This window comes from Microbacterium sp. 1262 (assembly GCF_040544895.1).
Taxonomy (GTDB): Bacteria; Actinomycetota; Actinomycetes; order Actinomycetales; family Microbacteriaceae; genus Microbacterium; species Microbacterium plantarum.
In genome coordinates this window covers 262320-279771 of the sequence record NZ_JBEPKU010000001.1, presented here as the reverse complement: position 1 = coordinate 279771, position 17452 = coordinate 262320, and the positions used below count along the sequence as shown (strand labels likewise).

Annotated in this window: 14 protein-coding genes; 8 read left to right on the top strand and 6 right to left on the bottom strand. The window is 68.5% G+C overall.

Features of this window, described 5'->3' with window-relative positions; translation table 11 throughout:
- Window positions 1-2: 2 nt before the first annotated feature.
- The gene (glf, locus tag ABIC53_RS01275; RefSeq protein ID WP_114588536.1) at window positions 3-1139 is read right to left on the bottom strand and encodes a UDP-galactopyranose mutase; all 1137 of its coding nucleotides are present in this window, start codon (window positions 1137-1139) and stop codon (window positions 3-5) included.
- Between the two features lie 158 nt (window positions 1140-1297).
- Between glf and ABIC53_RS01270 the strand changes: the two genes are divergently transcribed.
- Genes ABIC53_RS01270 through rfbB form a run of 7 tightly spaced genes read left to right on the top strand, consistent with a single transcriptional unit; the run spans window position 1298 to window position 9910 of the window.
- On the top strand, window positions 1298-3211 hold the full coding sequence (locus ABIC53_RS01270; RefSeq protein ID WP_282501365.1) for a DUF6541 family protein: 1914 nt from the start codon (window positions 1298-1300) through the stop codon (window positions 3209-3211).
- Between the two features lie 4 nt (window positions 3212-3215).
- Window positions 3216-4412, top strand: a complete 1197-nt coding sequence (locus tag ABIC53_RS01265) for a glycosyltransferase family 4 protein (protein ID WP_282501366.1) — start codon at window positions 3216-3218, stop codon at window positions 4410-4412.
- Window positions 4409-5608, top strand: coding sequence for a glycosyltransferase family 2 protein (locus ABIC53_RS01260; protein WP_282501367.1), 1200 nt, complete (start codon window positions 4409-4411; stop codon window positions 5606-5608). The genes ABIC53_RS01265 and ABIC53_RS01260 overlap by 4 nt, the downstream gene beginning before the upstream one ends.
- Window positions 5609-5614: 6 nt before the next feature.
- Window positions 5615-6748, top strand: coding sequence for a glycosyltransferase family 4 protein (locus tag ABIC53_RS01255; RefSeq protein WP_282501368.1), 1134 nt, complete (start codon window positions 5615-5617; stop codon window positions 6746-6748).
- Window positions 6741-7979 (top strand): lipopolysaccharide biosynthesis protein, encoded by a 1239-nt coding sequence (locus tag ABIC53_RS01250; RefSeq protein ID WP_282501369.1) that lies wholly within the window; start codon window positions 6741-6743, stop codon window positions 7977-7979. The genes ABIC53_RS01255 and ABIC53_RS01250 overlap by 8 nt, the downstream gene beginning before the upstream one ends.
- Window positions 7976-8875, top strand: coding sequence for a glycosyltransferase family 2 protein (locus ABIC53_RS01245; protein WP_282501370.1), 900 nt, complete (start codon window positions 7976-7978; stop codon window positions 8873-8875). The genes ABIC53_RS01250 and ABIC53_RS01245 overlap by 4 nt, the downstream gene beginning before the upstream one ends.
- A 36-nt stretch (window positions 8876-8911) precedes the next feature.
- Window positions 8912-9910, top strand: coding sequence for a dTDP-glucose 4,6-dehydratase (gene rfbB / locus ABIC53_RS01240; RefSeq protein ID WP_282501371.1), 999 nt, complete (start codon window positions 8912-8914; stop codon window positions 9908-9910).
- 45 nt (window positions 9911-9955) lie between these two features.
- Here the strand turns inward: rfbB and ABIC53_RS01235 are convergent, their stop codons facing one another.
- Genes ABIC53_RS01235 through ABIC53_RS01220 form a run of 4 tightly spaced genes read right to left on the bottom strand, consistent with a single transcriptional unit; the run spans window position 9956 to window position 14632 of the window.
- Window positions 9956-11050, bottom strand: a complete 1095-nt coding sequence (locus ABIC53_RS01235) for an acyltransferase family protein (protein WP_282501372.1) — start codon at window positions 11048-11050, stop codon at window positions 9956-9958.
- Window positions 11047-12357, bottom strand: a complete 1311-nt coding sequence (locus ABIC53_RS01230; protein WP_282501373.1) for a nucleotide sugar dehydrogenase — start codon at window positions 12355-12357, stop codon at window positions 11047-11049. Before ABIC53_RS01230 ends, ABIC53_RS01235 begins: the two co-directional genes overlap by 4 nt.
- Before the next feature lie 30 nt (window positions 12358-12387).
- Window positions 12388-13569 (bottom strand): glycosyltransferase family 2 protein, encoded by a 1182-nt coding sequence (locus ABIC53_RS01225; protein ID WP_282501374.1) that lies wholly within the window; start codon window positions 13567-13569, stop codon window positions 12388-12390.
- The gene (locus ABIC53_RS01220; RefSeq protein ID WP_282501375.1) at window positions 13562-14632 is read right to left on the bottom strand and encodes a glycosyltransferase family 4 protein; all 1071 of its coding nucleotides are present in this window, start codon (window positions 14630-14632) and stop codon (window positions 13562-13564) included. Before ABIC53_RS01220 ends, ABIC53_RS01225 begins: the two co-directional genes overlap by 8 nt.
- Window positions 14633-14685: 53 nt before the next feature.
- Here ABIC53_RS01220 and ABIC53_RS01215 point away from each other — a divergent pair, with 53 nt between their 5' ends.
- A complete protein-coding gene (locus ABIC53_RS01215) occupies window positions 14686-15663 on the top strand; it encodes a glycosyltransferase family protein (protein WP_282501376.1) in 978 nt (325 codons plus the stop codon).
- Here ABIC53_RS01215 and ABIC53_RS01210 read toward each other — a convergent pair whose 3' ends face one another.
- Window positions 15664-17442, bottom strand: coding sequence for an ABC transporter ATP-binding protein (locus tag ABIC53_RS01210; protein WP_282501377.1), 1779 nt, complete (start codon window positions 17440-17442; stop codon window positions 15664-15666).
- Between the last annotated feature and the right edge of the window lie 10 nt (window positions 17443-17452).

Below are 17452 nucleotides of genomic sequence, written 5' to 3'. Positions count from 1 at the left end.
CCTCACGCCAGCTGGTTGTTCCACATCGACAGCGCAGAGCCGATCGCCATGTGCATGTCGAGGTACTGGTAGGTGCCCAGGCGCCCACCGAAATGGACGTCCGGTTCTCCCTTGGCGAGATCGCGATAAGCGAGGAGACCGTTGCGGTCGTCGGCCGTGTTGACCGGGTAGTAGGGCTCGTCCTCGCGCGTAGCGAACCGCGAGTACTCCCGCACGACGACGGTCTTATCGGTCGGGTAGCGGTCCGCGCGTTCGGGGTGGAAGTGCTTGAACTCGTGGATGCGCGTGTACGGCGCGTCGGCGTCGGCGTAGTTCATGACGCTCGTGCCCTGGAAATCGGGGATGTCGAGCACGTCCTGCTCGAAGTCGAGCGTGCGCCACGACAGCTCGCCCGCGGTGTAGTCGAAGTAGCGATCGACGGGCCCGGTGTAGACGATCGGGACCTGGCCGACCGTCGCCGCCTTGTTCAGCGGCTGGGACTCGTCGAAGAAGTCGGTGTTCAGCTGTACGTCGATGTTCGGGTGGTCCGCCATCCGCTCGAGCCAGGCGGTGTAGCCGTCGACCGGCAGGCCCTCCCACGTGTCGTTGAAGTAGCGGTTGTCGTAGGTGTACCGAACCGGAAGCCGCGAGATGATCTCCGCCGGCAGCTCCTTGGGGTCGGTCTGCCACTGCTTCGCGGTGTAGTCGCGGATGAACGCTTCGTACAGGGGGCGCCCGATGAGCCCGATGGCGCGCTCCTCGAGGTTCTGGGCGCTCTTCGGGTCGAACTCACCCGCGAGCTCGTGGATGAGATCGCGAGCTTCACCCGGCGTGTAGGCGGCCTGGAAGAACTGGTTGATCGTGCCGAGATTGATCGGCAGCGGGTACACGACGCCCTTATGGGTCGTGTACACACGGTGGACGTAGTCGGTGAAGGCCGTGAACCGGTTGACGTACTCCCACACGGTCGCATTCGACGTGTGGAAGAGGTGCGCGCCGTACTTGTGGACCTCGATACCGGTCGTCGGCTCGTTCTCGGTGTATGCGTTGCCACCGATGTGATGCCGGCGGTCGATGACCGTCACCTTCCGGCCGGCGGCCGCAGCGCGCTCGGCGATGGTGAGGCCGAAGAATCCGGAACCGACGATGAGGAGATCCATGAAAGGGCGTCTTTCGTGTCAGGACGGGCGCAGCCCGTGCGTGGCATCATCAAGCCTAAGCGACCGACCCTGAGAGACAGCGGGCGTTGAGTAAGCGCCAAGGGGGCGTCGGCTACGATGACATGTCGAATTTAACGCAGTAACGGAGACGGGATCGAATGGGTAGCTGGTTCAGCGTGCTTCCGTCACTGCTCATCGCCGTCGTGATCCTCATCGTCCCGGGCCTCGTCGTCATAGCCGCGGGATGGGGGCTGCGTACTCCGACGCGGTGGCTGCTCGCACCGGCCGTATCGGTGACGATCGCAGCGGGCGCCGCGACGGTCGCCCCTCTCGTGGGACTTCCGTGGGGCGTGTGGCCCATGCTGGTCATGACGGTCGTCATCACGGGCATAGCCGTTCTGCTCCGGCGGCTGGCCGGCCCTGATCCGCTGACCGCGCCGCGCCGCGCCGACGTGACCGCTCTGCTGTCGCTCGCCTTCGCGGCGGTCGTCAACACCGTGCTGTTCGCCCGCGCCTTCGGCGCACCCGCCAACATCGCGCAGCGCTTCGACAACATCGTTCACCTCAACGCCATCGGTCTGGCAACCCAGGTCGGCGATGCGTCTCCGTTCCAGATCGGTGCGACCTCGGACATCTCGGCCTATCCCAACGGATGGCACGCGTTCACGGCGCTCGTCGTCGAGCTGACCGGCAGCTCGGTTCCCGTGGGGGTCAACGTCGCGAATCTCGCGATCGTCGCCATCCTGTGGCCCGCGTCCGCGATGGCGCTCTCGGCTGCTCTGTTCCGTCAGCGACGCCTGGTGTTCATCGCTTCCGCGGCGTTGTCCACCGGCTTCGGAGCCTTCCCCGCGCTCTTCTTCAACTGGGGAGTCCTCTACCCGAACCTCATGGGGTACGCGATGGTGCCCGCCGGGCTCGCGGCCGTCGTGCTGAGCATGGAGGAGCGGCGCGGCGGGCTGGTCCGCGCGTTGCTTCTGGCGGCGCTGATCGGTGGCGGGGTCTTCCTCGGCCACCCGAACGCGTTCCTCGCCTTGTTGGCGTTCGCCACCGTCTTCGTCGTGAGTTCGCTCACGGCGCGGGCGGTCTCGAACCCGACACGCGTGGATTGGGTATTGCTGGCGTCGGTGACAGCCGGCCTTGCTCTCGTCTCGGTCGCCGTATGGACCGTGTTCCGCACCTCGCCGGAGCACTCGTGGTGGTCTCCGTGGCAGGACCCGGCGCAGGCCTTCGGGCAGGGTCTCCTCGTCGCTCCCCGAGGTTTCACACCCACGGTGACGATCGCCGTGCTTCTGATCGCGGCGGCCGTGGCGGTCGCCCGTCGCCCCCGACTGCTCCCTTCGGTGCTCCCGTTCGCCGTGGCCGTGCTCCTCTTCGTCGTCGCCTCGGGTCTGCGCATCGATCACCCGGTGCGAGAGATCCTGACCAATCCCTGGTACAACGATTCGAATCGCCTCGCGGCGCTGATCCCCCTGGCCGCCGTCCCCGCAGCGACGCTGGGCGCCGTCGTCATCGTCGATGCGTCGCGCCGCCTCGCAGCACGGCTGGGTCTGCCCCGCTGGTCACGCCAGCTCGCGGGAGCGGTCGCGCTCGCCCTGCTGGCGACGGTCGCGCTCGGCCCGAATGCCCGCATCGCGCTCGCAGAGGTCCGCGAGGCATACGCCTACACCGAGGAAGCACCCATCCTCACCGAGGAGGAGCAGGCTCTGCTCGAACGCCTGGATGAGACGACTCCCCCGGATGCCCTCATCATCGGAAGCCCTCGAACCGGCGCGTCCCTGGCTCTCGCGTTCGCTGAGCGAGAAGTGACGGAACGCCACGTATTCGGATCCCCGTCCGAGGACCTGCTGTTCTTGAACCGACACCTGCGGGACATCGACGAAGACCCGCAGGTGTGCTCGGTGGTCGACAGGCTGGGAATCGACTACGTCCTCGACTTCGGTCGGCATGACGTCATGGACCAGTCCCTCGCCCCGGCGTACGACGGCGTCCAGGATCTCGACCCCGGCGAGCACCTGGTGCTCGTGGACTCCGAGGGTACCGACGCGCGCCTGTTCCGCATCGAGGGATGTTGACGACGTGATCAGAAACCCGAGGATCGCCGTCGCCTACGACTGCCTGTTCCCCTTCTCCACCGGCGGCGGCGAGCGCCAGTACCGCGCGTTCGCCGAGGCCATGATCGACGCCGGCCACGAAGTCGAGTACTTGACCGCGCGCCAATGGGACGCGTCCGCGCCGCCGCTCGAACGGTTCGACGTCATCACTGTGACGCCGCGCCTGACGCTCTACAACTCCGATGGCACGCGGCGGATCCCCGCTGCCCTGCGGTTCGCAGCGGGCCTGTTCATGACGCTCGTCCGGCGGCGTGGCCGCTACGAAGCGATCCTCGTCAGCGGGCTCCCGGTGTTCAACGTGTTCGCCGCCCGTCTCGCGCTCCTCGGTTCCGGCACCCGCGTCGCCGTCGACTACCTCGAGGTGTGGCCGCGCTCACAGTGGCAGGAGTACTCCGGCGGGGTCACCGGATTCGTGGCGTGGGCACTGCAGCGCCTGGCGATCGCCGCCACCCCCCTCGCGACCTGCCACTCGCAGCTCAGCGCGCGCCGACTGCGCGCCGAGGGGCTGCGCAACGAGCCCCTTGTGAGCCCCGGGCTCATCGACAACGCGGTCGATGCCGGGCCTGTCCAGCCCGCAGCGACGCCCCCGTATGTGCTCTACGCCGGCCGTCACATTCCCGACAAGCGCGTCGAGACCCTCCCCGCTGCGGTCGCCGCCGCCCGTGTCGACATCCCGGACCTGCGTCTCGTCATCCTGGGCAGCGGCCCGAGCACGGCCGACGTCCGCCGCGCCGCCACGGTTGCGGGGGGCGACGACTGGATCGATTTCCCCGGTTTCGTCAGCGAAGACGAGCTCGACGCGCTGATGCACGGAGCGCTCTGCCTCGTGAACCCCTCGCGCCGCGAGGGATACGGTCTGGTGGTCGTCGAGGCTAACGCGCACGGAACCCCCGCTGTCCTCGTCGCCGACGAGGGAAACGCGTCGACCGAGCTCATCGACGACGGCATCAACGGTGTCGTCGCACGATCCGCTGATGCCGCCGACATCGCTCATGCGATCATCACGGTCGCCTCCGGCGGTGACCGCATGCGCCGCACGTCCCGCGAATGGTACGACACGGCCGTCCAGACGCGTACGATCCGCAGCACCGTCGAGAAGATCCTCACGGCGCTGTCCCGCTCGCATTCCGCAGCACGGAAACAGAAAGAAGGCCCTGCGTGACCTCTCCCGCACCGAACACGACGATCGAGCTGACGATCCTCATGCCGTGCCTCAATGAGGCCGAGACGCTGGAGGTCTGCATCCGGAAGGCGCAGGGATTCCTCGACCGCACCGGCATCAACGGCGAGGTGCTCATCTCCGACAACGGCAGCACGGACGGTTCCCAGGAGATCGCTCTCCGCCTCGGTGCCCGCGTCTCGGCGGCCAGCCGTCGCGGCTACGGTGCCGCGCTCATCAACGGCATCGAGAACGCCCGTGGTCGCTACATCATCATGGGCGACGCGGACGACAGCTACGACTTCGAGAACCTCGAGCCATTCGTCGAGAGGCTGCGCGGGGGTGCGGATCTGGTGATGGGCAACCGCTTCGCCGGTGGCATCGAGCCGGGCGCCATGCCGCCCCTGCACAAGTACCTCGGCAATCCCGTCCTCTCGGCCATCGGCCAGCTGTTCTTCCGCCCGAACGTTAGAGACTTCCATTGCGGCCTGCGCGGATTCAATCGCGAGCGGATGCGCGAGCTCGATCTGCAGACGACCGGAATGGAGTTCGCCTCGGAGATGGTGGTGAAGTCCTCTCTCGCGAAGTACCGCATCGAGGAGGTCCCGACGACCCTGAAGAAGGACGGGCGCTCGCGGCCGCCGCACCTGCGCAGCTGGCACGACGGTTGGCGCCACCTGCGGTTCCTCCTGCTCTTCGCCCCGCGCTGGCTCTTCGTCTTCCCCGGTCTCGTCGCCTTCTTCCTCGGCGCCGTCACGGTCGCCGTGCTCGCCTTCGGTGGCGTCGAGGTCGCCGGGATCGGGTTCGACGTGACGACGATGGTTTACGCGAGCGCGTTGTGCGTGCTGGGCTATCAGGCGCTGCTGTTTTTCTGGCTCACCAAGTTGTACGCGACGCAAGAAGGATTCCTCCCCACCAGTGCTCGATATCGCCGGATCGTCGCGAAGTGGTCTGCCGAACGCGGGCTCCTCGTGGGCGTTGCGATCTTCCTCCTCGGCGTGGTCATCGGGATCGTCCAGGTCGCACGGTGGGGGAGCATCGACTTTGGCACGCAGGATGCCGCGCAGGCCGTGCGCATCGCCATCCCGAGCGCGCTCGGCATCATCCTCGGATTCCAGACGGTGATGATGAGCTTCTTCTCGGGCGTGCTCACCACCCCGCGCCGAGAGCAGAAGCCCGAAGTCGTCATCGAGAGCTGACCGCGGATGCGGATCCTCGTCGACCTTCTGGGATACACCGGCGGCCGCGGCGGCACCGAGACGTATGTCCGGGAGCTCCTCCCCCGGCTCGCCGGCATCCTGCCGGACGCCGATTTCGTGGCCGTGACCGGCCGCTCTGGGGCCGCAGCCGTCTCGGGGTTCTTCCCCGGCCGGGTCGAGACGGTGCCGTGGGTCGGCGCGGACCGGGCCACGTGGGCCCTCGGTGAGATCCTCGCCGTCAGTCGGCGGGCTCGCCGTGCACGCGCCGACCTCGTCTGGTCGCCCGCGAACTTCGGACCCGTCACGCGCGGCGCGGTCCCGCGCGTCGTCTCGATCCACGACGTGATCTATCACGAGGTGCGCGGCACCGGAATCGCGCGCTTCCCCCGCGCCGTCACTGCGTGGCTGATGGCTCGGGCCGCACGGACGGCCGACCGGGTCCTGACGGTCTCGGATGCCGCGGGCGCCGCCATCTCGCATCACCTCGGCCTCGCGGGCAGCCGCATCACGGTCGTGCACAACGGCAGCGCGCCGTCACGGCGCAGCGCCGACCCCCTGCCGGCCTTGCGTTCCCTCGGCGTCTCCGCGGAACGCCCCCTTCTGCTGAGTGCCGGTAACCGCATGCCCCATAAGAACTTCGCGGGACTGCTCGCCGCCATCGCGACGATCGAGCCGGCGCTCCGCCCCCGGACGGTCGTGGTCGGCGGCGGCGAGCACGACCCCCTCGCCGAGACCGTCGCGGCTCTCGGTCTCCAGTCCGACGTCGTTCTCCCGGGCTGGGTGAGCGACGATCAGCTCGGAGCGCTCTACGCTGCGGCGACGGTCTATGCCTGTCCGTCGCTCACCGAAGGCTTCGGGCTGCCCGTCGTGGATGCGCTCCGCGCCGGCTGCCTGGTCGTCGCCAACGATGTGCCCGTCCTGCGGGAAGTCGGAGGCGAGCACGCCTTCTACGCCGATGCTCGGAACCCGCAGCAATTCGGCCGGCAGATCTCGCGCGTGCTTGAGCTCGATGCCGGCGAGCGGGAGGAGCGCCGCGCCGCCGGGCGAGCCTGGGCGGAGCGCTTCACCTGGGACGCCTCCGCGCTCGGCGTGGCGGACGTGCTGCGTGCGGCCGCTGAAGCGAGGCGCCCGCGTGTCTGAGAGCAGCTCGCTGCGGGCGCGTCTCTTCGGCTTCACTCTCATCCCGGCCATCGCCGCGGTGTCACCCCTCGTCGTCCTGCCTGCGGTGTCCCGCTCCGCGGGCGACGACGGCTGGGCCAGCGCCATCGCCGGCGAATCGGTGGGCACGTTCGCGGCCATCGCCGTCGCGTACGGCTGGACCACCGTCGGCCCGGCGCTCATCGCCGGCACCACCGACCCCGTCAGACGGGGGCGCCTGTACCGGGATGCCGTGGTGGTGCGACTGGCCATGTCCGTGGTGGCCCTGCCGCTGCTCGTCGTGCTGTGTGCGGCGGTAGCGGCGCCGGGTCATGCTCTTCTCGCGTCGCTTATGGGGCTGCAAGGCGCCCTCATCGGCCTGTCTTTCACGTGGTTCGCCGTAGGTGTCGGCGACCCGCGCTCGATTCTGTTCTATGACGTGATCCCGCGCTTGTTCGTCGCCGTCGCCGCGATGATCGCGATAGTCGGCGGTGTGCCGGTCGAGGTGTACCCGACCGTCGGCATCCTCGTCACGCTGATCGGAACGACGGTGTACACCCTGCGACTCCTCCGACGCTACCCGTCGCCGTGGCCGCCGTTGCGGGAGATTCCGGGACTGTTCCGCGTGGGAGCGCCCGTAGCCCTGAACGACGGCGCGCTCGGCGCGTATTCTTCGGTGCCCATGCCGCTGGTCAACACGATCGCGTCCGGCTCGGCCGCCGCCGGCTTCGCGTCCGCCGACAAGCTCGCCAAACTCGGGCAGTTCCTACCCCTGACCCTCGCCAACGCCCTTCAGTCGTGGACGGCGGAGGTGACCGGCGCCGAGCGCGGTAAGCGGCTGCGCACGGCGCTGCTGATGCACGGCGGCTTCGGCGCCCTCGGAGCCGTCGTGCTGGGCCTCGCCGGCCCGCCCGTCACCGCCCTCTTCTTCGGACCGCAAGCCGGGGCGGCGATGGGCGTGTGCTTTGCGCTGGGCATCGGGTTCGCGATGTACTCGCTCCGGACTTCCATGACCCGTCACGTCCTCTTCCCGGCGGGAGCCGAGAAGAGCGTCATGTGGGCGACGGTGACTGCAACGATCGTGGGCGTGCCGGCCATGCTCGCAGGCGCATGGCTTGTGGGCCCGCTCGGCGTCGCGGTCGGTTTCGCCGTGACGGAATCAGTCTCGACCGTCCTTCTGGCGCGGCAGACGGCGCATGGGTTCCGCCGGTTGGTACAGGAGGGTGTTTCATGACCGAGAAGCCGCTGCTCCTCGTCGTCTCCACGCTCGGACGGGTGAGTGCCCTCGACCTGTTGCTGCAGAGTCTCGCGGATCAACTCCAGCCGCATGATCGGCTCACGATCATCGCGCAGTCCCATGTCGCGGACGTCGAGCGACTCGTCGCGCGCTGGCGTCCCCGCTTTGCGGCCGGCCTTCACGTCGCGACATCCGATCGCGGCGCGTCCCGAGGACGGAACGCCGGCGTCCGTCTGGGGTCGGACGGGTTGCGCGACGCCCACGTGATGTTCCCGAACGACACCACGACGTTCCCGCCGGGAAGCGTCGCCGCGATTCGGCGCGCGATGACGGGGGCGACCGCCGGTGCGGTCCGGGTGGAGACGCCCTCGGGAGCGCGATTCGCGCTCCCGCCCTCCGGCACACCCGTCGATGCCCGCAACGTCTGGTCCGTCATCGAGATGGGCCTCGTGATCGACCTCGATGTGTTCCGCACCGCGGGTGGTTTCGACGAGTCGATCGGAACCGGGGCGGCGACCCCGTGGCAGGCGGGCGAGGTGACCGACCTTCTCCTCAGGGTGCTGAACCAGCACCCCGCGCTTCGGTCGACATTCGTCTGGGTGCACGACGCAGGTGCGCACGTGAACGGCATCGCGGAGGTCTCGGGCCTGACCCGCGCGGAGTCGATGCGCAAACTTCGGGCATACGGGCGTGGGGTCGGTTACGTGTACCGCCGGCACCCCTTCCCGCGATGGCAGCGTTACGCATTCGTCGTTGCGGGGCTGCTTATCGGCGTTCGGCGCGGCTCCGAATACACCCTCAGCGCGGGATGGACTGCGTTCATCGGCCGCCTCGAGGGCGTGCGAGGCCGAATCATCGGTGCCGATCCGACCCTGAAGGCCGTGTCGCGGTAGCACCGAGGCATCGTCGATGTTCGTAAGCTCACCCTCATGAAGACCCTGCTCGTGACCGGCGGTGCCGGATTCGTGGGCGCGAATTTCGTCCATCACGTCATGGCCCGCACCGACCACGCGGTCATCGTCCTGGACAAGCTCACTTACGCCGGGAATCCGGCATCGTTGGCGGACCTCCCCGAGAACCGAGTGCGTCTCGTTCGGGGAGACATCGCGGACGCAGCGCTCGTGAATACGCTGTTCTCGCGAGTGGACGCGGTCGTGCACTTCGCCGCCGAATCGCACAACGACCGATCGCTGCACGAGCCGCGAACGTTCGTCGACACGAACATCGTCGGCACCTTCACGCTGCTCGAAGCTGCGCGCAAGCACGACATACGGTTCCACCACATCTCCACGGACGAGGTGTTCGGCGACCTCGAGCTCGATGCTCCGGAGCGCTTCACCGAGAGCACGCCGTACAACCCCTCGTCACCGTACTCGTCCACCAAAGCGGGCTCGGACATGCTCGTGCGGGCCTGGATCCGTTCGTTCGGCATACGTGCGACCATCAGCAACTGCTCGAACAACTACGGGCCGTTTCAGCACGTCGAAAAGTTCATCCCCCGGCAGATCACGAACGTGTTGCGCGGCGTCCGTCCAAAACTTTTCGGCGCGGGCGCGAACGTGCGCGACTGGATCCACGCCGATGATCACTCGTCCGCGGTCCTGACGATCCTCGAGAAGGGCGACATCGGCGAGACCTACCTCATCGGTGCAGACGGGGAGAGGGACAACAGGTCGGTCGTCGAGCTGATCCTCAGCCTGACGGGGCACTCCGCCGACGCGTACGACCACGTGACTGATCGCGCGGGACACGACCAGCGTTACGCGATCGACTCGACGAAGCTCCGTGCCGAGTTGGGCTGGGCTCCGCGCTACCAGGACTTCGAAGCCGGACTCTCAGCGACTATCGACTGGTATCGCGAGCACGAGGAATGGTGGGCACCGGCCAAGGACGCCGCCGAGGCCTTCTACGCGCAGCGCGGCCAATAGCTCACCCGCAGCGCTGCCTCCCTCACGCCGCTGCGCCACCGCCGCTCACATCTTCACGGCGACGGAACCCGCGACGAGCCGAGGCGCCGTGAATAGCCATCTCGCCCCGATGCGCGGCGCGACGGCGTCGAGCGCCAGGGACGCCGCGACGACCAGAGCGAAGGTCACGGGCACGAAGAGCGCCGCCGTCCAGGACCCGACCGGCAGCGCCAGCCCTGGGCTGGCGCCGATCGGCAACCGCGTCATCACGAGCGCCAGCACCTCGAGCAGGAAGGCGTGGACGACGTATATCGGTAATGTGCGCCGCGCGAGGTATCTGCCCCAGGTGCGCACGACGGCGGCGCGCTCCAGGATGCGGCTGATGAGGACGAGCGCGACAATGCCCGCGATGGTGATCGTTGGGACGACGACCCGCTGCGCCAGCCACCCGAGGGGGACGAGTGTCCACGCGAAGGCGAAGACCGCCCCCGCGACGATCAGCCACCGGTACCGCAGGGTGCTGACCCGCTGGACGAGCGAAGGCGCAAAACACCCGAGGCAGAACCACACGGCGAATAGGAATAGTCGCTCGACATTCGGGCCGAGGACAGGGCCGAGGACATCCAGATGCCCCACCAGCAACGGTCCGACCACGAAGGTCGCCAGGGCGCTCGCGCCCAGGGCCCAGCGGGGTCGCCCGACCGCGACCTTGGCGACGGCGATGTACACGACGAGCGCAGGGAGATACCAGAAGTGCGTCCCGGCGAGCAATAGTGACTGAACCACCATCGGGAGGTGGCCCGCGGGGTCGCCAGGAGCAGCCCGGAATGACCATGGCGCCGCGATCAGACAGGTCCAGATAGCGAAGACCCACAGCGGTGTTGCAAACCGCGAGCGCCAGAGGTCCCCCCAGGGCCGGGTGATCGCCCGTTGCGCCAAGAGTCCCGAAACGAGGAAGAACAGCGGGATTCGCACCGGGACGAGTACGCGGCTGAGTTCGCGCCAGACGATGAACGACCGATGCTCGAACACCCACGGCGCGACGTACCCGGCGAACCACGTCGTGACGTGGTAGACGACGATGAGGAGGATCGCGAGAGCCTTCGCGATGTCGACCCAGTCCTGTCTTGGTCGGGCCGACGCCGGCCCGAGCCCGGTCATGCCATGGTCGATCCCGACGCCGCACCCACGACGATGCGGGGCGTGCCCGCCCAGCGGCTCTCGTCGGTCGCGTTGCGTCCGTCCACGAGAAGCCGGATGCCGGGCAGGTCCGCCGGAGTCAGCTCCCGATACTCGTCGTGGTCGGTCTGCAGGATCGCCATGTCGACGGTCGCACCGGCGCTGTGCGCGGCGAGCCCCAATCGACCGAGCTCATCGTCGTCATACAGCGGGTCGTGCACCGTCACGACGGCTCCGCGCTGGCGGAGCGCCTCGACGGTCGGGAACACGCCCGAGAAGGCGGTCTCCTTCACTCCCCCGCGGTACGCGGCACCCAGCACGACCACGCGCAGCCCTTCCAGGGATCCGAGCAGCTCCTCCGCCCGGGCGACGAGGCGCTCGGGCATCGAAGCGTTGAGCAGGCGGGCTGTACGAACGATGTCGGCATCCGGGTCGGTCGAGAGGTAGAGCCGCGGATAGACGGGGATGCAGTGTCCCCCGACGGCGATGCCGGGCCGGTGGATGTGGCTGTAGGGCTGCGAATTGCACGCCTCGATGACTTGGTACACGTCGATACCGTGGTCGCCGGCGAACAGCGCGAACTGATTCGCCAGCCCGATGTTCACGTCGCGGTAGGTCGTCTCGGCGAGCTTGGCCATTTCCGCCGCCTCGGCACTTCCGAGGTCCCACACGCCGTTGGGTCGGGGCAGATCGGGGCGCTCGTCGAACTGCAGCACCGCTTTGTAGAACTCGCGGGCCCGTTGTGCGCCGGCCCCCGACAGTCCACCGATGAGCTTGGGGTAGCGGCGCAGGTCCGCGAAGACGCGACCGGTGAGCACACGCTCAGGCGAGAACACCAGGTGGAAGTCGTCGCCCTCGGTGAGCCCGGAGCCTTCTTCGAGAAGCGGCTTCCACCGATTCCGGGTCGTCCCCACCGGGAGGGTCGTCTCGTAGGAGACGAGGGTGCCGGGAGTGAGATGCTGCGCAAGGGACCGAGTGGCGGCGTCCATCCACGCAAAGTCCGGCTCCCACGTACTGTCGTCCACGAACAGCGGCACGACGAGGACGACGGCGTCCGCCGAGGGGACGGCTTCGGCGTAGTCGACGGTGGCGCGCAGGCGCCCGTCCGCGACCAAGCGCGCCAGCTTTTCCTGCAGGTGGGCTTCACCGGGGAACGGCTCGACGCCCGCGTTGATGGACGCGACAGTGCTCGCGTTGACGTCGACCCCGATGACCTCGTGGCCCGACTCGGCGAACTGAACGGCGAGAGGAAGCCCGATTTTTCCAAGGGCGATCACGGCGATGCGCATACACCCCAGTCTATAAGCGGAGCTCCGCGGCTATCTCCGACGCAGGAGCAGCGCGACGAGCGTCGCGAGCACGAGCCCGGCGACACCGACAGCTGTGTTCCTCGCCAGCGGCAGGAACCGAGAAGCCCCAACCTTGATCAGAGCGGATGCCGCGACATAGCGCGGCTGCGCCTGAGCATGGAAGAACGCCGTGAACTTCGCCGGCCGGACCATCGCCCAGTGCCGAGGATTCGCCATTTGTTCGCTCAACCGGTGCACGACCTCGAGATCGGGCTCGCCGCGGCGCAGCTCGTCGACGGTGAGCCGATGAATCAGCGCGATGTAGCCGAGGCTGCGGGGCGAGATCGACTCGATCATGTCGACGACCTCGCGGAAGGCCCGCACATCATCGCGGGTGAATCCGCGCCCGCCGTCTCGGATGCGGACGGTGTCCATGAGGTTGCGGCGCAGTAGCTTGGTGGCGAGCGCGTCGCGGTAGCCGGGAGCCAGAGAGCGGACGAACGCGCTGCCCAGCACCTCGCGGATGGCGGAGAGCTCCTGCCGCACCGGCTTGGGATCCCACGTGACGCGTACCGGAGCGTCGGCGTGCTCGATGTACGCCGCGACTCCGGCCGCCGGCACGACGCGTCCGAGCGCCCACAACCGGGTGACGAACGGGAGGTCGCCGCCGCTGCGGGCACCGTCCATGAGGCGCAGTCGCAGGCGCTCCACGGCATCCCGCCGCATGAGTCCCAGCGGCGCGCTGCGGTAAGGCAACCGATCCTTCGCGAAGTCGAGGACGCCCGTCTTCCACACGCGCTTGGCCGGTGAGCGGACGACAGCGCGCCGGTCGCCCCGCACGACCTTCGCGATGACGGCGTCTGCGCGGTGACGCTCGGCGACAGCACGCCACTGCGCGACAGCACCCGGATCGAGCTCGTCGTCGGAGCCCATGATCCCCACGTAGTCCGCATCCGAGACGGCGAGACCGAGATTGAACGGACCCGAGGGGCTCGGGACGCCGTCGTCGAGCTGAATGAACCGCACGCGCCCGGGAGACCGTTCGATGACGTCGGCCAGTTCGGCCGTCACAACAGCGGCGGGCAGGTTGTGGCAGACGACCAGGGCGCGGATTGACGGATCGCCGTCGCTGAGCACCGATCCGACGGCGCGACGGATGTTCCGCCGGACGTCGTGCACGGCGATGATGATGTCTACGGTTCTGTCACTCACCGGTATGCCTCTCGTAGATCGAGCGATAGGCCTCGCGGAAGGCGGTCTCGCTGAACCGCGCGCACAGGTCCCGTCCGTGCTCGCGCACCGCCTCACGGTCGAGCTCGGCCGCCCGGAGGATGGCCGGCGCGATCGCTGCCGCGTCACGGCTGACGGCTTCGCCGACAGCGGGCGCGACGAAGGTGTTGTGCTCTCCGGCACCGGTCACCACGACGGGCGTCCCCATCGAGAGCGCTTCCACCGTCGCGAGCGAGAAGGTCTCGCCGTTGGTAGGAAGCAGGAACACGTCGGCGTCCGCGAGCGCTTGCGCGACTCCGGCACGGTCCCGATGCCCCGGCGCGCTTCGGATCACATCCGCTCCCTGCGCGAGGAACTCCGCTCGGTCCGCTCCGTCACCGATCCAGTCGAGCTCGATCGCGACGCCGCGATCGCGCAGGCGTCGGATCGCCTCGAGCGCGATGCGCCACCCCTTCCACTCGACGAGGGACGCGACGACGACGACCCGCAGAACCCCGCCTCGCTCGTGCCGGACGGTCGAGGGGACCGGTAACTCATCGACGATGTTCCCCACCACCGACACCGGGCGCTTCCGCACAGCCCGGATACGGTCGGCGAGATGCTCGCCGACGGCCACGACCTCGTCGGGGCCGTGAAGGAGCATGCCGAGGGCTGCTCCACTGCCGACGGGGCCCTCGTCGACGAGTCGCGGGATGGCGCCCCAGTGCTCGGTGTGGACCCAGGGGCGTCGGGGACGACGCAGCGCGAACGGCATAGCGGCGGGCGCGGCCATCGTGTGCACGATGTCGACGCCCCTGTCGACATTGTCCAAGTGTCGCTGCACCGAGACCCAGCCGCGCGGCGAGCGCACATCGACCGGGATCCGTCGCACACGCGCCCCTCCGTCCACGAACGCCCGCCGTCCGTCGTCGAGGCGGCGTCCGACGAGGTGCAGCACCTCGACGTCGTGGTCCCGTGTGAGCGCCTGCACATCCCGTGCGATGAACGACCCTGCGCCCGGGTTCTGGCGCGTGGGGTACCAGGACGTCACCACTCGCACGCGCACTCACCGAGAATAACAGCGCGGGTGCGTTCGGCCGGGCCGCTTAGCATGGAGGGATGCCTCGTTCCCCGCGCGTTCTGCACCTCAACGACTGCGCCTTCGTCGGACGACACATCGTGACAGCGGCACGCGACAGCGGCCGTCCGTGGCGCATCATCCCGCCGGAGAAGTCGTGGCCCGCGGTGCGGCCCGGTCGCACCAAGCCCTCCAAGCCCGCGCTCGCCCGAACCTTCGCGCGCATCGCAGCGGGGGCCGCATGGTCGCAGGCGATGCACGTGCACTTCGCCACGACGGCGAGCCGGGTCCTCCCCTGGTTCGTCCCGTCACGTCCCTACGTCCTGCACCTGCATGGCACCGACATCCGCACCCGCTGGGCGTCGAGCGAACACGCCAAGATCCAGTCGTATATCGACCAGGCAGCGCATGTCTTCTACTCGACGCCTGATCTCGCCGGTAACGCCACCCAGGCACGAAGCGACGCCGAGTACCTGCCGATCTTCATCGATCCGCGGCAGCTGCCCCTGTGGCGCCCGCAGCCCTACGTGGCCTTCTCCTCGCGCTGGGAGGACGTGAAGGGCCAGCGCGACATGTTGACGGTCGCTCGCGGGCTGATCGCGGCTGGGGTCGAAGTCCGCGGCCTCGACTGGGGTCCCGGTGCCCCCGAAGCGGCCGCGCTCGGCGTGAAGCTCGAGCCGCGGATGTCGCACCCGGACTATCTCGACTTCCTCTCGCATGCGTCGGTCGCCGTCGGGCAGTCGAACTCGGTGCTTGGCGTTTCCGAGCTCGAGGCCCTCGCGATCGGGGTGCCATTGGCGGCCGTCGGCGATCACCTTCCCGGGCCCGACGGCGGGCGTCTGCCCATCCGCGAGGGCACCCCCGCAGCCGTGACCGAGCAGGTGCTCCGCGACCTGTCCGACCCGCGCGCGGCGTCCGCCGAGCTCGCGGCCGATGACTGGGCGCGCACCTGGCATACCGCGGCACGCTACCTGCCCCAGCTCGACGAGACCTACCGGCGCATCATCCGGCATCACTGATCAGGTCAGGCCCGCCAAGCGCGCCTGGGCGGCGAAGTCGGGTGCCTGACGGACGACCTCGTCGAACGTTCCCTTGGCGACGATGCGTCCGTCTGCGAAGAAGCACACGAGGTCGGCACGGCGCACCGTCGACAGGCGATGCGCCACCGTGATGACGGTCACGGCACCGCGCAGCCGTTCCATCGCAGCGGTGACGGCGTCCTCGGTCGTCGTGTCGAGGGCGGACGTCGCTTCGTCGAGGACGAGGACGACCGGCTGGGGATAGAGGGCACGTGCGATACCGAGTCGTTGGCGCTGACCTCCGGAAAGGGCGAGACCGCGCTCGCCGATCCGCGCGTCGAGCCCGCCTTCGCGGGCCTGCAGGAAGGTGCCCAGCTGCGCGCGGTCGATCGCGGATGCCGCCGCGTCTCGGTCGTAGTCCGTGCTCCAGGTGAGCGCGACGTTCTGACCGATGGTCCCATCGAACAGGGCGACATCCTGCGGCACGTATCCCACGCGTGAGCGCCAGGTGCCGAGGACTCCCCGGAGATCCTGGCCGTCCACGCGGATCGATCCGGCGGAGGGCGTGATGAGGCCGAGAAGCAGATCAACCATCGTCGACTTGCCTGCGCCCGAGGCTCCGACGAAAGCGACGTGCCCGCCGAAGGGAATCTCGAGATCGACGTCGGCGAGTGCGGGAACCGCGCTGCCGGGGTAGGTGAACGACACACCGCTCAGGACGAGGCGTTCCGGCTGCGGGTCGAGCGCACCATAGCCGACGGACTCCGCATCGCGAACGTACTCGTCCGCCGCTCGGATATCGCGCATCACGGCGCGGGCATGCGGCATGGTCGACGCCGTCGAGGTCATCACACCCTGGAACTGCAGCATCGAGGGCACCATCCGGAAGCTGGCGAGACCGAACAGGGCGATCGACGTGAACGCCGTCTCGACGCCGCCGGTCGCATAACCGACGCCGCCGATGAGGAGGAAGCCGAGAATGATGGCGGAGTCGACGACGAATCGCGGGATGGCGCCGAGGAAGCCGATGGTGGCGCGCGCGCGCACCGCCTGCTCGCGATTGGCGCTGACGAGAGAGGCGACCTCCTGCGCTTTGTCGCGCAGCGTGATCTCCTTCAGCGCCTGCACCATCTCCGTCATGAGCTGAGCGGTCTTGAAGGAATAGTCACGGTTGATGCGTCCGTTGCGGACAGCACGACGCGAGACCCAACCGTAGAGCAGCGCGGCGACCAGCCCGAGGTAGAGCAGCGTGACGGCGGCGATCAGCGGCTGCGAAACGACGAGCACCAGCAGCACGGACAGGAAGGTGACGACCTGCGAGGGCAGGGAGGCCGCGGGGAGCAGCAGACCGGACGTCGTGTTGGCGATGCCGACATCCGCCATCCGGACGAGCTCGGACGAGTTGCGCTTGAGCCGCTCGAGCCACGGAGCGCGGATGTACGCCTCGAACAGCCGGTTGCCGATGGTCAGCTCGAACTCGGCCATGCGGCGCGTCACGTACCACTGCTGCGCGAGGGCGATCATCGACTTGACGACCATGAGAGCGCAGGCGCCGACCAGCAGCCAGATGACGGCAGCGGAGGACACCTCGCCGAACACCGGCAGCGTCACCGGTCGGCCGACGGCGAACGAGCCCAGCACCAGCGCCAGGAGGCCGAGCGCCACGATGTCGATCAGCGCGAGCGCCGAGGAACTGATCGCGTAGCGGGTCAGAAAACCTCGAGCGTTCGGCGGAAGCAGCCGGAGGAGCTCCCGCAACGACAGCCAGAGTTCTTTCACTGCGGTCCCC

Excerpts from the sequence above, each read along its gene's own strand:
- ABIC53_RS01245 (WP_282501370.1), top strand. The coding sequence starts at position 7,976 with ATGACCGAGAAGCCGCTGCTCCTCGTCGTCTCCACGCTCGGACGGGTG.
- ABIC53_RS01215 (WP_282501376.1), top strand. The coding sequence starts at position 14,686 with ATGCCTCGTTCCCCGCGCGTTCTGCACCTCAACGACTGCGCCTTCGTC.
- ABIC53_RS01270 (WP_282501365.1), top strand. The coding sequence starts at position 1,298 with ATGGGTAGCTGGTTCAGCGTGCTTCCGTCACTGCTCATCGCCGTCGTG.
- ABIC53_RS01255 (WP_282501368.1), top strand. The coding sequence starts at position 5,615 with ATGCGGATCCTCGTCGACCTTCTGGGATACACCGGCGGCCGCGGCGGC.
- ABIC53_RS01235 (WP_282501372.1), bottom strand. The coding sequence starts at position 11,050 with ATGACCGGGCTCGGGCCGGCGTCGGCCCGACCAAGACAGGACTGGGTC.
- ABIC53_RS01230 (WP_282501373.1), bottom strand. The coding sequence starts at position 12,357 with ATGCGCATCGCCGTGATCGCCCTTGGAAAAATCGGGCTTCCTCTCGCC.
- rfbB (WP_282501371.1), top strand. The coding sequence starts at position 8,912 with ATGAAGACCCTGCTCGTGACCGGCGGTGCCGGATTCGTGGGCGCGAAT.
- glf (WP_114588536.1), bottom strand. The coding sequence starts at position 1,139 with ATGGATCTCCTCATCGTCGGTTCCGGATTCTTCGGCCTCACCATCGCC.